Raw genomic sequence first — 15967 nt, forward strand, 5'->3', positions numbered from 1 at the left:
TCTGCGTTCGTCACAACTATAAAAGCTAATTCGGAAATAAGCCGGTATTCGACCTTAACACCATACTTGCCCCCGGTTGTCACGACAAAAGCAGAATAACCCACTACTTCAACGCGACGAACCGGGTGAAAGACATTTCCATAACCCAAACGCTGTAAACGAGAAGTTGTGCCGTCAGTAGCTCAAATTCCGCGAAATAGCGGCACCTTGCGAGGCAATGCCGACTGGTGCGCCGACGACCCTGAGGAATTTCGTCAGGTCGACAGCCGGGTGACGGGACGCATAGATGACGTCACGGCTCTTGATCGGGAAGGTCTGGCCGACAAGCATGCTGTCGGGATGGCTCATGTCGAACCGGTAGACGATCGGATAACGACCATCCTTGTCGGGTTGCATACCCTTGTGAACCAGTTCGTCGAAGCGACGCTGGCCAAGCAAGCCGAGAACAACTTCCGGATCCTCATAACGGAACAGGAAATATCCGCGCGCATCGACAGTATCGTCATTGCCGCCGCGACCAAGAGCCACGGCTTCCAGAAGGTTCAGATCGCTTGCGCCGAACTCGATACGCGAGTTGCTCTTGACGGCGCCAAGCAAGGTGAAGGTGCGCGGGTCGCGGGTGACGAAAATCTGGTCACCCGGCTGGACATAGATGTTTTCGGTCGGGTTCTCGACGATCGACTTCAGCAAAGCCGTGCCCGTCCGCTTGCCACGAACGATCGTGACATAGGATTCGTAGGGCTGAGCTGTCGGCCCACCGGCCTTGGCGATGACATCGGTGATCTGCTCGCCGCTCAGATTGAGCGAGATTTGAGCCGACTTGTTGACTGCACCCGCAACGGTCACCGAGCGAGATGGCGTATCGCCGCTTGCCACGATGACGTCGGGCTCGACCGCCTTGCTCTTCAAAGACGTGAGAATAGCCTGTCGCGCCTCTTCCAGCGTGCGGCCAGCGAATCGAACCGTGCCGACATATGGAATGGCGGCGGTACCGTCCGGCTGCACGACGATGTCGATCGGCGTCTGCTTCCGTTCGCTGGTGGAAAACAGCCCGTCTGCGCCGGCTTCGAAGATCGTCACCTTCAACTGGTCACCGATGCCGATGACTGCCCTGCCCGGGCCGCCACCAATGCCGAAACGGCGCTTCAATGCCGTGGAAACGTAGTCCGAAACGAGCCTTGCAGTGTGATTGTCGACGTCGACGATATCGAACACCGCAGCATTCGTACGCCCGACCTCAGCCGGCGAGCGGCCAGCTTCCTCGTTGATCGCGGATGCCAAAGGCCCCTCAGCCGGAACAGCCTGACATCCCGCCAAGGCGGCACAGATCACGATCGCAGTCACTCGAACCAAATCTCGATACTCCAAGTCAGGATGGAACGAACACAAAATCGTGCTCGGACTATCCAGCATTCGACGCCCTTGAAAGCACACCGGACGACGAACAACAAGCGCCATGGCTTTGGCTCCCCGCAAAATAAATTCCGGTGCGGTTTTAAGGCCATAGTCACTAGCAGGCTGATATTCAGAAGCGAACCTAGAAAAGTTAACTTAAATGCCTGCTAACTAACGTGGTTAACGACGGTACCGATATCGCGTCAACCATGACCAAGCCTGTCGTTACCGGCCATCCAGTTCCGCGAATCAATCTTGGACATAGGCCTGTCAAATATGGCAATGCTGCGGGGCATTTGGATGGGAAACGGAGCGTATGTCCTTGGCGGACAAGGCGGAACACTTAACGCCTTTAATGCGCCTTCGAAGACGGAGGCGATCGACAAGACTGTTCGGCGCGTTGCTCGTCGTCGGCATGCTGTCGCTCGTCGCCATTGTCCTTGCCGTCAATGACGGACGCAATTACCAACGGTTGGCGACATGGCTCGGGATAGATGCCTATCTGGCGCGGCCTTTCGCCACGGCTGCGCCTCCCCCACCTTTGCGCTCGCGCCGCGCGACACTTTCCATCGACATGCCGAACCGACTCACCGAGCGACGCGCCAACGATCATGACAGGCTCGAGGTCGTTGCGCGCTTGACCGCCTACGAGCGCTGCGAACGCCTTGGTCCCGACACCGGCGAGCCGCCGACATTTCAGGCGACCGGCGGCGATTGGGAATGCCTTTATTCGCAAAGTCTCGGCGACGGTCCAACGCCTTCGGTATTGTTCATCCAGATCAAGGGAACATCATCCAACGGATTTCGGTCTTTCCGCCTAAAGGTCAGCCTTCTTGATCCGGCTCAGGACGCTGCGGTGATCCAGCGCACAATCGGTTCGATTGACAGATTCGGGCTCGAGCTGACGCCGGAAAACCGTCTCTACCTTGCAGAAAGGATCAGGGCGGGCCGCGATTTTACGTCGTTTCTTGAAGGCTATCGGATCAGCCTTGATCGCGAACGCGGAGACGAACGGCGTTTCAATATTTTGATCATGCAAATACCGGGACCAAAAGACTGCGGCCAGACAAGTTTGGCGCCCGACGGCACGTCGATGCATTCATCGATTATGCCAATTACGATCGAATGCCTGAAACTGCAGCCGTCGCGCTAATCACATACGATCGAGCCGGATCAGGTCAACGCCATCGCCGAGTTCGCGTTGGGCTGCCTCCATCAGGCTGATCTGATGGGTGAAAAGAACCGTCTGGAAGGCGCCGGCCGATGCCGCAAGCGTCCGCAGGCCTGCCGCCGTACGTTCGTCGTCGAAGGTCTGGAAAATGTCGTCGAGGACCAGCGGTGCCGGCTCGTTACGCTGACAATAATCCTCCAGGAAGGCGAGGCGCAGCGCCAGATAAAGCTGATCGCCAGTGCCTTCGCTGAGGCCCGTCAGCGGCACGTGCTCGCCACTGTTGCGCTCGACGGCAAGCTGAAGATCGTCGTTATCGTCGTAGACCTGAAGAAGACGCGAGAAGCGGCCTCCAGTCAGTGCGCCAAAGACTTCCCCGGCACGGTTCATCACCGGATCGGCCTGCCGTTCGCGGTAAGTTTCCATCGATTGTGCCAGCAGAGAGCCCGCAAGCTTCAACACCACCCAGCGCCGGGCAAGTTCGCGCGCTTCCTGTTCTGCCGACAGCTTGTCAAAAACCGCACGTTCGGCGCCCGTGCCTTTTTCCAGTTCCTGCCTGCGTCGCAGATTGTCGGCTTCGGCAGCACGCAGATCCGCAAGCCTGTTCACCTGCCGGCTGTCCTCGGCGTCGAGCCTTTCGATCTCGACGGACGCGGAAATGCGGTCGAAGTCAACGAGAGCGTCCCGCACATCCGCCTCTTCGGCACCTTCGGCCTGTTCGAAAAACCGGTTTCTCGACTGCTCGACATTGACAATAAGCGTGGCCCGTTCGCGCAGATCTGCGAGCACGGCCTCCAGCCGTTCCGACTCCACAGAAGCCATGGAGGCAAGTTCGCCCCACTCCGTAGCGAGCCGTTCGGCTTCTCTCGAATAACTGGCTTGGGCGGTCTCGACCCGTTCAAGGGCCGCGATATGTGCAGCACGTTGGTTGGCCGCCGCACGGGCGGCCGTGACACGATCGTTCAGCATCGGTCCCGCGGCGTCCGCCGGCACGGAGGACAGATCGGCCGCAACGGCGCGACAAAGAACGCCGATCTCTTCTTCGAAGGCTTCCATGTCCCGCGCCATACCGCGGACCCGCCGGTTGCGGTTTTCGCGCTCCGACAGGAGGTCGGGCAGGACGCGCCAGATATCAAGCGCCGCAGTCGCCATTTCCACAGTCGCGTCCTCGGCCAGCCCAGCCAGTGATGCCGCAGAGGCAAAAGCCGAACGCCAGGCATCGATATCGGCAATGAGCCCCGCCTCATCGGCCTCCAGCCGGGCTAGGACCTGACGTGCGGTGTCTCGCATATGCTCCAGTGCGCGGCCTTCGCTCCATTGGCGGGTGACCTCATCGAGGCGACGGGCGATATCACGCGCGAGACTGCGCACTGGCAAGATGCCCGGCGCGATACCCACGGTGTCGGCGAGCGTTCTCACGGCAGGCGCGATTGTCTCTTCCTTGAACCGCAAGGCCTGATGGTCATCCTCGGCTGCATTCAGCGCTGACGACAATGAGGACAGGGCATCGATTGCACGACGCCACTCGATCATCCGCTCCGGCTGAGACGGCGTGACCGGTACGGCATGGAAGAGGTCGTCGAATTCAGTGCGTGCGTCGGAGGCTGCAATGGCGCTTTCCTTGACCGCCAGTTCGGCTACTGCAACGGCCTCGCCCAGCTTGCGCTGGCGTAGCGTCAGCTGGGCATGACGCGAAACCCGCTCGGCATCGGCAAGAGCCGCATCGACGAGTTGATCGGCATTTTCGACCGACGACGCCACCTGCTGCAACGTTTCGCCGGAGGGGTTTGCCACCAGCTTTTCGATCAGGCCGTCGCGTGCCCCACGGGCAGATGCGATAGCCTCACGAGAGACGATCCTGCCCTCTCCTTCCAGCAGTTCCAACTGGCCGGCAAGCTCGCCAGCGTCGGCGCGCAGGTCCGCAAGTTTCTGCGCGGTCCGGGCATTTTCCTGCCTCGCAGCCTCGATCAGCCTGCGATGATGCGCGAGCGTCTCGATGTCAGGCAAGGGCGCGGAAAGAAGAAGACCGATGTCTTTGACCGGCGGGTCAAGGCGGGCTGCCGCGGCATCAAGATCGGTTCTTGCCCTTGCCGCCCGGACCTGCAGCATCTCGAGATTGGCAAGCTCCTCGAGATCCGGCCTCAAGGCCAGAAGCTGGTCGCTCCAGGATTTGGGATCGATCAACCGGGTCGATGGTGCATCCGCCTCCAGCTTGCGCAGCGCGTCGGCTTCTGCCTCGATGCGCTTGCGAAGCTGTCGGATCTCGCGATCGAGCTCGGACCCCTTTTCGACCAGTTGGCGAAGACGAGCCAGATCGGCATCGGCGGGCTGAGCACGCTCAAGCTCTGACAGTTCTTTAAAGCCCAGGCGTCGGGCAGCCTGACTGAGCCGCTGGTCGAAATCGTCAACCTCGCCGCGGACACGGGTGATATCTTCCCGCGCCTTCAGATAGACGCCACTTCGGCCGTAGGCCGCAAGGATGCTAGGGGCTGCGGCGAGCAGCGCTTCGTCGACATCGATGGCTGCGATCTCGTCACCAAGTCTGGTGATCTCCGCGCTGGATGCCGAAAGATCTTCGGCATTTTCACGCCTTTTTTCCAGCGCCGTGGAAAGGCGTGTCTCGAACATCGCCGGCAGAGCGGACAGGGCGCTGAATTGCGACAGACGCGCGCGTTCACGATCCAGTTCCCGCAGAAGCGGTTCGAGCGCCATCAACCGCCGCAACCGATCAAGCGCCCGTTTGGTCTGCCCACGCTCCTGCTGCACCGACTGGATGTCGGCGCTGATCTCGCCTTCTTCCTTCAGCAGGCCCTTCCAGTCACCGGATCGCAATTCGCTGTCGCGCTCGGCCTTGCGGGCCGCGTCATGGGCATCGAGAACCTGATAGAAACGACGGTCCTTCGATCGGCGCTGTGAATAGATGTTGTCTGCATCAGCCTCCAGCGACTTGCGCAGGCTGGTCAGGCCGGTCAGGCCGGAGGCGGCGGAAAACAGCAGGCTGCCGATCTCGCCGCCGCTTTTCAGCATGGTCTCGCCACCAGCGCGAAGCGAATCGGAATTGAGGCCGAAGGCACGCTCGAAGACATCGCGCGACAGATTGCCGAGGAACGGGCTCAGTGCATCATCCGTCAGGCTTTCTTCGGCACCCGTGTCCGCCAAAAGCGTGTTCCGGCGCCCCTTGCGGCGACGGAAAGCCAGCGACTGCCCGTCGCGCGCGGTCAGCCCGGCGCCGATGCGCAGCGCGCCGCTGTCATGCTGGAAACCGTAACTGGTGCGTTCGGGAAAACCGAACAGCAGGTCGGATATGGCAGATAATGCCGAGGACTTGCCGGCCTCGTTCGGCCCATAGACGATATGCAGCTTCGCGTCCGGCCGAAACTCAAGCGTCCGGTCGGTGAGCGCGCCGTAACGCAGGATGTCGAGACGGTCGAAACGCATGGTCAGCCAGCCTCCGCTGCACGTGACAACAGAAGATCGCGCGCTTCCGCCAGAAGAACGTCCAGTTCGTCGCCGAGCGGCAGATCACCGGCGCCGCTTCCGCCCGGCAGTCTTGCGGCAATCTCGGCGATCCTTGCCTGCGCCTCCTCGATAAGCTGCGGGGAAAACCCATCCATCGAAAGCAGACCGTCGAGCCCCAAAAGACCGGCATCGCGCGCGCCTGCCCCAGTTTCGGCCTCGATGCGCAGGTCGAGCTTTTCCAGCCAGATATCACCATGCGCCCTGTGACAGGCAGCCTGCACTTCGTCACGAAAATCATCGCCGCGCGCCAGGATCTCGCTGCGAAAACGGCTGACACCGGCGATGCGGACCCGCAAAGCGAGCGGCCGGCCCTCCATCACCTCGACCAGCGGATCAAGCGTTTCCTCGACGCGGCGCAGAATTGCCGCAGCCGTATCATCCAGATCGACATGGATGTTCAGTTCGGCGAAACGGGCGCTGTCGGTGATCAGCCGCTCATGGGCGATGCGGCCATCCTCGACCATCACCAGCAGAGCGCCCTTGGCGCCCTGTTCGCGGATCGAGCGTCCCTGCAGGTTGCCAGGAAAAACGATCAGCGGATCTTCGGCGACGATCTCGAAATCATGGACATGCCCGAGCGCCCAGTAATCGTAACCGCGCGACCGCAGATCCTCCACCGAACAGGGCGCATAGGGCGCATGCGGTTCGCGGCCCGTCAGAGACGTATGCAGCACGCCGATATTGAACCAGCCGGGTTCAGGTTTCGGATAGGCGAGTGCCAGGTTTTCCGTTGCAGAACGTTCGGCAAATCCCTGGCCGTGAAGTGCGACCTTCAAGTGATCGAGCCTGAAGGTGCCGGGCTTTGCGGTCGGGAATTCGCTGACATTTTTCGGCAGCATGATGGTTTTGGTGATGACGCTTTCGGCGTCATGATTGCCCTTCAACAGAAAGACCGGAATGCCGGCACGCTCCAGCCTTGCCACTTCACGGTTGAAGAATAGGCCGATTTTGTTGTCCTTCCAGTCGCCGTCATAGACGTCGCCGGCGACGATGAAGAAATCGACCTTTCGCGTCACCGCTTCGTCGACAAGCGCCGAGAATGCCTTGCGGCTGGCCTCGACGAAAAGATCCGCAAGGTCCGCATCCTTGAGCGCCAGCCCCTGAAAGGGACTGCCAAGATGCAGGTCGGCGGCATGGATGAAGCGGAATGAGGTCATCAGGCTCGTCTGAACAGAACACATCAGGAACGCCAGACTTAAGGTATCACGCCGCAATAAAAAAGGCCGGGCGTGCGAACACCCAGCCTTTTCCTGTTGAAGACAAGTGTCGCTAGTTGGTGACCTTAAGGTCGACGGGCAGGAACAGCGTCTCGCCGGAGCTATCGTCGACACCGTCATTGTCGGTGACCATGAAGGCCTTGCCGGATTTATCGAAGGCAAAACCTTCCAGCTTGTCGAGAACATAACCGTTGGTGGCGCTCTTCAGGCCGGGCAGGAAGTCGTGGATTTCCTCCTTCTTGACCAGCTGCAGTTCGCCGCCGAGCTTTGCCGGCTTCAGGTCGGCGAGAGCGACACGATAAAGCTTCTTAAGCTTGGCCGCATCGCCGATCAGGTTGTCGCGCTCGACAATGTAGAGATAGTCGCCATTGGCGGTGATTTCCGACAGGCCGACCCAGCCCTTGTCTGCCTTTTCGAGCGGATAACGGACAGCAGCCCATTCCTTCGACTTCGGCTTGTAGGAGAGAAGTTTGACCTGCCCCTTCGGGTCATCCTTCCACTCGCGCTGGATGGCCATCCACAAAGTCAGGTCATCGCCCTTGCCGACGGCGGTAACACCCTCGAGCCCGTAGCGCGTTTCGCCGGCGAGAAGCTCTGCCGGCAGGCCGATCTCGGCCTTGATCTCGCCCTTGGCGTTGACATTATAAAGGCCGTGGCCGACCAACTTGGCGCTGTCGCCTTCCGATGCTAGCCAGAAGCCGCCCTTGCCATCGAGGGCGATGCCTTCGATATCGAGCTTCTGTGCCGGCTGGCCGTTGCGGGTGATGCGGACGACATCGGTGATCTCGGCCGGCTTCTTCGTCGCGTCAATCGTGTAGATCGACGGCTGCATGCCGTAGAAACTGTCATTGACGGCATAAAGGACGCCATCCTTTTCGGCATCACCGACGAGGCCCGACAGAGCGCCCCAGCCGAGCGGCTTGCCGTCGACATCCTTCGAGACGATCGTCGGATAGGCTTTTTCGCCCTCCGCCATTTGATAGATCATCACATGCGAGCGCGGGCCGCCGTCCTCACCGAGATCGGCTTCGTTGGCCGACGCAAGCAGGTTGCGGCCGGGGATTGCGACAGCACCTTCCGGCGACACGCCCGACGGGAGCAGCTGCACGAGTTCAGGCTCGGCGCCGGTATCCTTGTAGACGGCGATCATCGAACCGCGTTCGGAGAGCACGAAGAAATACTGCTGGCCGTTAAAGATGGCGGCTTCCATACCTTCCGGCTCGATACCCTTGTTCTTGGCACGTTTTTCCGGGAAGTGGCCCGCACGGGCAACCGCATATTCCAGCGAGGTACCGGCGTCATAAAGAACCTTGCCGGAACGATCAAAGATGGTGAAGCCGCGCGAACCACCCTTGTAGTCACCTTCATTGGCGATAACGAGACGATCGGTGCCGAGCCATTTAACCGCATCCGGCTCGCGCGGGACGGCCGAAAGCTTGCCGGAAAAATTCAGCGAACCATCGGTTTTGGTGTCAACGCCGTCGAGATCGACCGTGCCGGCGGAGAAATGGCCGGTGACCCTGGCGGTCTTGCTGTCGATGATGACGACGTGGTTGTTTTCCTGCAGTGTCAGGGCAATCTCGCCATTGGCGTTGATGTTGACGAATTCCGGCTCCGGATCTTCCGGAGCGATCTTAGCAAGGCCGGTGACATCGACGCGCTTGATGCTGTCGCAGGCAGGAATACCGTTGTTCAGCGTCACGATCACCAGATCGCCGGCTGGAAGCTGCGGCAGCGCACCGTCGTTCAGGTCTTCGTCGCGCTGGTTCTCAATGGCGATGGCGGCGAATGTGCCGTCCGGCGACACCACGACGGAATCCGGCTGGCCGGCGAGATCGCAGGTGTTTTCCAGTTTCTTCGAGGCGATATCGACGACACCGAGGGCACCTGCAGGCTTGGTCATGTCTTCGGTCCGGTCGATCGTGACCAGAACCTTCGAGCCGGCCACAGCCACCGAGTTCGGCTCGCCGTCGATGGCAAGCGAACCGGCCGCCTTCGGCGCCCTGGCATCGGTGATGTCGACGAAGCCGATCGTGCCGCCCGGCGCGTCGGAATAGATCAGCATATTGCCGTCCCTGGTCGCCGTGATGATCTCTGCAGATGTCGGCTTGTCCTTGCCATCGGCCAGATTGCTGGCGACGGGGAAGGACGCGATGCGGTTAAAAACCTGCTCGGCACTGGCCGGCACGGCAACAGACGCCAGCAATGCGGTTGTCAGCGCGACCTTGAACGAAACTGCCATGACAATTCTCCCCTACCCTTAAACCTGTAGTGGGTATTGGGGCATTGTCGTGACAGCCGAATGACACAGACGGCCCTTCCTGGTTGTATCAGAAGCCGTAGGCAGTGACGATCGTCGCAAAACAAAAGGCCGGGCAAAGCCCGGCCTCTCCTATTCGGTCATAACGACCGAAATTACTTCTTCTTGGCAGCGTAGGCCTTGATCGCTTCCGATACTTCGCCTTCCGCGTGGGCGGCATTGTCGAAGCCATTCAGTTCGACGGCCTTACGGCCGGCCGGAAGCTGCTTGTAGACGCGGAAGAAAGCCTGGAGGCGCTCCTGCTCGACCTGCGGCAGATCGGTGATTTCCTTGATGTTGTCGTAGGTCGGATCGATCTTGCTGGTCGGGACGGCAACGATCTTGTCGTCGACTTCGCCACCGTCGATCATCTTCAGGACGCCGATCGGGCGAACCTTGATGATGGCACCCGGAACAACCGGTTCGCGGGTATAGACAAGCGCGTCGAGCGGATCATTGTCGCCACCGAGCGAACTGGTGATCGAACCGTAATTGGCCGGATAGATGACCGGCATGGACTGGTAGCGGTCGACGACGAGATGGCCGGTGTCGGCATCGATCTCGTATTTGGTGAAGCTGCCCTGCGGGATTTCAATGGCAACGCTGAATTCCTTGCCGTCGTCCTTCTTCTGCGGGAAGTCGAGGTAGGAGACGTAGCTGTCAGCTGAGGCGGCGACGCCGGCGGTAAGAACAAGTGCGGCGGCGGCGGTAAAAAGCGTTTTCATAAAGACCCCTTCGGTATGATGAGGCCTTTCACCTATGCAGGTGAGATGACAGCGCAATGACAATATCCACGTCTAAGAACATCCCATGCGGTTAAGAGAAAAGGCCCGGCAGTGCCGGGCCCTTCCGATATCGATGCCGATCATTTCGACGGACCATCCCTACAGAGGCGATCAGAACTTGACGGTGTAGTTGCTCCGCAGCCAGACCGTCGGGTCCTGACCCTTCGTCGTCGCATTGACCATGAATGACGCGACGCCCTTACCAAGGTCGAACTCTGCGCCGAGGCCTCCGCGAACCCAGAACTGATTGAGGTCCTGGCCATCCAGATCGAAGTCACCGATGCCGATCAAGGTACCGCTCGATGCGGCGGCGTGGTGTTCGAACTGATAATCGATTTCAGTTTTGGCCAGCAGCCGGACACTATCGTTGAGTGGGTGGACGAAGTCTGCACCGAGGCGGGCGATCGTGGCATGGTCACTGGTCCCATCGAAGCTGACCGGGAACGAACCACCGGTTTCCGTGAAACCATCCACCCGGGTATGGGCGTAGGACAGGCCGAGATATGGGGTAATCGCCGTATCGTCGATTGTCACCGCATTCAGCCAGTCAAAGCGGATCTTGGCGCCCCAGGTTTCTGCATTGGTATCGCCGTTGGAATAGTCGGTAACAGCACCGCTTAGGTAACCGCGACGGCTATCGATGCTGCTGCGTCCCCAATAGCCGCCGACCGTCATATAGACGTTCTGCCCCAGATCGGCGGAGACTTCCGGCGAGAGATAGAAGCCGCGCTGGCGCACGTCACCGCCAGCATCGAGATCCTGGTCGGTAGAGGTGACACCTGCCGAGAAACGCGCAGTCACACCCTCGGCAATGCCATAACCAAAGCCGAAGTCGCCCAAGGCAAGACCGCCATCAGCGTGGTCGCCATCATCATAACCGCCGTCGATCGTACCCCAGACTGATCGCTGGCCGGCGGTCAAAAGATTGCGCATCGGCGCCCCCTGGGCGCCGAACATGATCGTGTCGGCGCTGTTTACACCGCTCTGGACAATCATGTTGTTGGCCGCCGCGACGGTGGGGAAATATTTGGCGGTATCGATAATGCCGCTTTCTCCGCCACCCTCGCAGACGTCGGCGGTGCATTCATTGCCGCTGTCATCATCCTCGGTCTCGACGACACGGGCGATATAGGTAGAGCCGCTGGTGGTCTGGCCGACAACAACGCTGCCATCCGCTGAGATAAGATCGGCGCTTGTGGTCATATCACCGTCAAGCGTGGCACCGTTTGCGGTCAGCCATTCCTCGACCGTCGTCATGCCGGTCGCTTCACTCCAGACGAAGCCGTGAGACACAGCGTCAGCATCGGCCGCAGTGCCCACCACCAGCGAACCGTCCGCATTGACACTGCTGGCATAGGAATAGGTGCCGCCCAGCGTGCCCAAGTCGGTCATGGCCGAAGTCGACGCTGCGTAGCGATATGCATGGTATTCGGCATTGTCTGCCGTGTAGGAACTGCCAACCAGGACATTTCCGTCGCCGCTCATCGCCGCAAGGCTGGTATAGCTTCCGCCGAGCGATCCGATATCGACCATGCCGGTCGCTTCGCTCCAGCGGAATACGCCGGTGGTGGTGGTGCCGTATCCATAACCGGCCACAACGGATCCGTCGTCGCTCACTTTTGTGGCGGAGGATCTGTCGTAGAGGGTGTCGATGTTTTCCATCGTTTGGGTGGCGGCCTTCCAGATGAAGGCGTGATAGCTTTCATCCAGCGTATCCGCCTCCCCGACCACAGTGCTGCCGTCGGTGCTGACGGCATAGGCGTAAGAGTCCTGGCCACCCAAGGTGCCGAGCCCGACGATGCCGGTCGATGCAGTCCAATAAAACCCTTCGGTCATGAAGCTCATAATGCTGACATAACCTGCAACGGCCGAGCCGTCGCCGCTCACCGATTGTGCGAAAGCAGCGGTGGTGTCTGCATCCAGAACACCCAGATCAACGAAACCGCCGGCGGCTGTCCAGACAAAGGCGACTTTCTGGTAAGAGGCGGTGACATAATATCCGGTCACCGTCTTGCCGTCCGCGCTCAGCGCTGCGGCATCGATGGAACGGGCGCCGGATGGTGCGGAGATCACCTGAACCTCTCCGGTGGACGTCGACGTCAATCGATACGTATAGGTTTCCGTATCGGCGTCATAAGAATAGTCGAGCATGACCGAGCCATCGCTGCTCAGGCCCAAGATATCGGATCCCCTGGCAGCATGCGCTACGGAAGTTAGGCTGACGATACCCACGAGCGCGGAGCTCGCGAGCAGACAAATCGTCCTGGATTTAAGAAACATTTCTAGAACACTCGCTGATGGTTTGAGACGGATGCCGTCAGCGATGCCGAAATATGAAATGCCCCAATAATATAAGTAATGATCATATTTCTAAAACAAGAATCGCTTATGCCCCCACCCACGAGATGGACGCGATGCGCTTGATCTGACAAGCAGTTGGAAAACTGCCGATTGGCGATTTCTTAACAAATGGTAACAAACGGATGCGGATGTTGCTTGGTCGCATCACCAGGTGTGGACCTCCAATTGACCGGATGCCATGAGGTTCCACCTGCGGTGGAAAGCCGAAAATCGGCAACAAAAAACCCCGGAGATGATCCGGGGTTTTCAAGACCGTGACGGAAAACCGTCAGGAACAGCTTACTTGCCGTTCACAGCGTCCTTCAGGCCCTTGCCGGCCGAGAACTTCGGAACGTTGCGAGCCGGGATATCGACTTCTGCACCGGTCGACGGGTTGCGGCCCTTGGAGGCCTCGCGACGCGATACGGAGAAGCTGCCGAAGCCAGCGAGACGAAGGTCGCCGCCGTTCTTCAGTTCGCCCTGGACGGTTTCGAATACTGCGTCCACGGCGGATGCGGCGTCAGCCTTGGAGAGGCCAGCCTTTTCGGCAACTGCGGAAACCAGCTCGTTCTTATTCATGTTTCCATCCCTTTCTACGGTTTTGGAACGACTCGATTAGTCGGCGCCGACAATAGTTTTGCATCGGTGCTTGGCAACCCAAAAGCTCTTAGATCGCCTGAAAAACAAGGGGTTTCGCACATTTTTCACAAAAAAAGCCGGCTTTCGCCGGCTTTCTCCACAATTCAAACTTGGTTCGTCCGAGCATCTGCTCAATGGGCGATGGTTGTCGCCCCGTCTTCCGAGCCCTCGACAGTTGCTATGACCGGCGTCTCCACCGTGCCATCCCATTCGATCGGCTCCGGGCGACGCACCAGCGCATGCTTGATCACCTCGCCCATACGGGAAACCGGGATGATCTCCATGTTGTTCTTCACGTTGTCCGGAATTTCCGCCAGGTCCTTGGCGTTTTCTTCCGGGATCAGAACCGTCTTGATGTTGCCGCGAAGGGCTGCGAGCAGCTTTTCCTTCAGGCCACCGATCGGCAGGACACGACCACGAAGGGTGATCTCGCCCGTCATCGCCACGTCCTTGCGAACGGGAATACCGGTCATGATCGAGACGATCGCGGTTGCCATGCCGACACCGGCGGACGGACCGTCCTTCGGTGTGGCACCTTCCGGCACGTGGACGTGAATGTCCGACTTGTCGAAGCGCGGTGGCTCGATGCCGAAATCGACAGCGCGCGAACGGACATAGGATGCCGCGGCCGAGATCGATTCCTTCATCACGTCCTTCAGATTGCCGGTCACGGTCATGCGACCCTTGCCCGGCATCATGACACCTTCAATGGTCAGCAACTCGCCGCCGACTTCCGTCCAGGCCAGACCGGTGACGACACCGACCTGATCCTCGCCCTCGGCTTCACCATGGCGATACCGCGGAACACCGAGGTAATCCGAAATGTTGGCAGCCGTAACGGCGACCGACTTCGTCTTGCCCTTGATGATCTCGGTGACCGCCTTGCGGGCGAGCTTCATCAGCTCGCGCTCGAAAGAGCGAACACCGGCTTCGCGGGTGTATTGCTGGCTGATCGCCATCAGGGCATCGTCCGACACCGAGAATTCGTTCGGCTGCAGGGCATGTTCCTTGATCGCCTTCGGCAGAAGGTGACGCTTGGCGATCTCGCGCTTCTCATCTTCCGTGTAACCGGCGATGCGGATGATCTCCATGCGGTCCATCAGCGGACCCGGAATGTTGAGCGTATTCGCCGTGGTGATGAACATCACGTCGGACAGGTCGTATTCGACTTCCAGGTAGTGGTCCATGAAGGTCGAGTTCTGCGCCGGATCGAGCACTTCGAGCAGGGCAGACGACGGATCGCCGCGGAAATCCGAGCCCATCTTGTCGATTTCGTCGAGCAGGAAGAGCGGGTTGGACTTCTTCGCCTTCTTCATCGACTGGATGATCTTGCCGGGCATCGAGCCAATATAGGTGCGGCGGTGACCGCGGATTTCGGCTTCGTCACGGACACCACCCAGTGCCATGCGCACGTATTCGCGGCCGGTCGCCTTGGCGATCGACTGGGCGAGCGAGGTCTTGCCGACGCCTGGAGGGCCGACGAGGCACAGGATCGGGCCCTTGATCTTGGTGGCCCGCGCCTGAACCGCCAGATATTCGACGATCCGTTCCTTGACCTTGTCGAGGCCGAAATGATCCAGTTCGAGGATCTTCTCGGCATTGTTGAGGTCGGTCTTGATCTTCGACTTCTTGTTCCACGGAATACCGAGCAACCAGTCGAGATAGTTGCGCACGACGGTGGCTTCCGCCGACATCGGGCTCATCTGGCGCAGCTTCTTCAGCTCGGCATCCGCCTTTTCGCGGGCTTCCTTGGAGAGCTTGGTCTTGCCGATGCGCTCTTCCAGCTCGGCCATCTCGTCACGGCCTTCCTCGCCGTCACCGAGTTCCTTCTGGATCGCCTTCATCTGTTCGTTGAGGTAATATTCGCGCTGGGTCTTTTCCATCTGGCGTTTTACACGCGAGCGGATGCGCTTTTCGACCTGCAGGACGGAAATCTCGCCCTCCATGAAGCCGAGCGCCTTTTCGAGGCGCAGCTTGATGGACACCGTTTCCAGCATTTCCTGCTTTTCGGTGATCTTGATCGACAGGTGCGAGGCGACCGTATCGGCCAGCTTCGAATAGTCCTCGATCTGGCTTGCGGCACCAACGACTTCCGGCGAGATCTTCTTGTTGAGCTTCACGTAGTTTTCGAACTCGGAAACGACCGAGCGCGACAAAGCCTCAACTTCGACGGCGTCCTCTTCGGGCTCGTCGAGAACTTCGGCCTTGGCTTCGTAGAATTCCTCGCGGTCGGTATAGGTGTCGATCTTGGCGCGCGAGCGGCCTTCGACCAGCACCTTGACCGTGCCATCGGGCAGCTTGAGGAGCTGCAGGACATTGGCGACCGTGCCGACCTTGTAGATCGCATCCGGTTCCGGATCGTCGTCACCAGCATTGATCTGGGTGACGAGCATGATCTGCTTGTCCGAACCCATCACTTCCTCGAGCGCGCGGATGGATTTCTCACGTCCGACGAACAGGGGAACGATCATATGCGGGAAGACCACAATGTCGCGCAATGGCAGGACCGGATAGGTCGCAGCGCCGGATGCCGCAGACGTTGAACTTGTCATCTTGTTTCCTTTCCATCGTCCCGTTTCCGGGATGGCCCGAGAAATACCCGGGC

Annotated in this window: 9 protein-coding genes; 1 reads left to right on the forward strand and 8 read right to left on the reverse strand. The window is 59.6% G+C overall.

All coding sequences use genetic code 11. The annotated features are described in order from the left end of the window. Positions 1 to 174: 174 nt before the first annotated feature. Complete coding sequence (locus AC2GXZ_RS20165) at positions 175 to 1353, reverse strand: polysaccharide biosynthesis/export family protein (protein WP_483760994.1); 1179 nt, start codon at positions 1351 to 1353, stop codon at positions 175 to 177. A 457-nt stretch (positions 1354 to 1810) separates the two neighbouring features. Here AC2GXZ_RS20165 and AC2GXZ_RS20170 point away from each other — a divergent pair, with 457 nt between their 5' ends. Then, positions 1811 to 2548 (forward strand): DUF6030 family protein, encoded by a 738-nt coding sequence (locus AC2GXZ_RS20170; RefSeq protein WP_483761239.1) that lies wholly within the window; start codon positions 1811 to 1813, stop codon positions 2546 to 2548. Here AC2GXZ_RS20170 and AC2GXZ_RS20175 read toward each other — a convergent pair whose 3' ends face one another. From AC2GXZ_RS20175 to lon, 7 genes are all read right to left on the reverse strand, one after another. Then, positions 2549 to 6001 (reverse strand): ATP-binding protein, encoded by a 3453-nt coding sequence (locus AC2GXZ_RS20175; RefSeq protein ID WP_483760995.1) that lies wholly within the window; start codon positions 5999 to 6001, stop codon positions 2549 to 2551. Positions 6002 to 6003: 2 nt separating this feature from the next. Further along, a complete protein-coding gene (locus AC2GXZ_RS20180; protein WP_483760996.1) occupies positions 6004 to 7239 on the reverse strand; it encodes a metallophosphoesterase family protein in 1236 nt (411 codons plus the stop codon). Positions 7240 to 7351: 112 nt separating this feature from the next. Next, positions 7352 to 9541 carry an esterase-like activity of phytase family protein gene (locus AC2GXZ_RS20185; RefSeq protein ID WP_483760997.1) on the reverse strand — a complete coding sequence of 730 codons (2190 nt, stop codon included), beginning with the start codon at positions 9539 to 9541 and terminating at the stop codon, positions 7352 to 7354. Between the two features lie 173 nt (positions 9542 to 9714). Beyond that, entirely contained in the window at positions 9715 to 10323 is a 609-nt protein-coding gene (locus tag AC2GXZ_RS20190) for an inorganic diphosphatase (RefSeq protein ID WP_483760998.1), read from the reverse strand. A 171-nt stretch (positions 10324 to 10494) separates the two neighbouring features. Continuing rightward, a complete protein-coding gene (locus AC2GXZ_RS20195) occupies positions 10495 to 12561 on the reverse strand; it encodes an autotransporter domain-containing protein (protein ID WP_483760999.1) in 2067 nt (688 codons plus the stop codon). Between the two features lie 462 nt (positions 12562 to 13023). After that, positions 13024 to 13302, reverse strand: a complete 279-nt coding sequence (gene hupB, locus AC2GXZ_RS20200) for a DNA-binding protein HupB (protein ID WP_483761000.1) — start codon at positions 13300 to 13302, stop codon at positions 13024 to 13026. A gap of 191 nt (positions 13303 to 13493) precedes the next feature. Next, entirely contained in the window at positions 13494 to 15914 is a 2421-nt protein-coding gene (lon, locus tag AC2GXZ_RS20205) for an endopeptidase La (RefSeq protein WP_483761001.1), read from the reverse strand. Positions 15915 to 15967 lie beyond the last annotated feature (53 nt).

The sequence above is a fragment of the Aliirhizobium sp. YIM B11859 genome (assembly GCF_057163345.1).

What these genes read in the sequence shown, in the direction of transcription:
- AC2GXZ_RS20170 (WP_483761239.1), top strand. Translation starts at nt 1,811, where the DNA reads ATGCTGTCGCTCGTCGCCATTGTCCTTGCCGTCAATGACGGACGCAAT.
- AC2GXZ_RS20175 (WP_483760995.1), bottom strand. Translation starts at nt 6,001, where the DNA reads ATGCGTTTCGACCGTCTCGACATCCTGCGTTACGGCGCGCTCACCGAC.
- AC2GXZ_RS20180 (WP_483760996.1), bottom strand. Translation starts at nt 7,239, where the DNA reads ATGACCTCATTCCGCTTCATCCATGCCGCCGACCTGCATCTTGGCAGT.
- AC2GXZ_RS20185 (WP_483760997.1), bottom strand. Translation starts at nt 9,541, where the DNA reads ATGGCAGTTTCGTTCAAGGTCGCGCTGACAACCGCATTGCTGGCGTCT.
- AC2GXZ_RS20190 (WP_483760998.1), bottom strand. Translation starts at nt 10,323, where the DNA reads ATGAAAACGCTTTTTACCGCCGCCGCCGCACTTGTTCTTACCGCCGGC.
- hupB (WP_483761000.1), bottom strand. Translation starts at nt 13,302, where the DNA reads ATGAATAAGAACGAGCTGGTTTCCGCAGTTGCCGAAAAGGCTGGCCTC.
- lon (WP_483761001.1), bottom strand. Translation starts at nt 15,914, where the DNA reads ATGACAAGTTCAACGTCTGCGGCATCCGGCGCTGCGACCTATCCGGTC.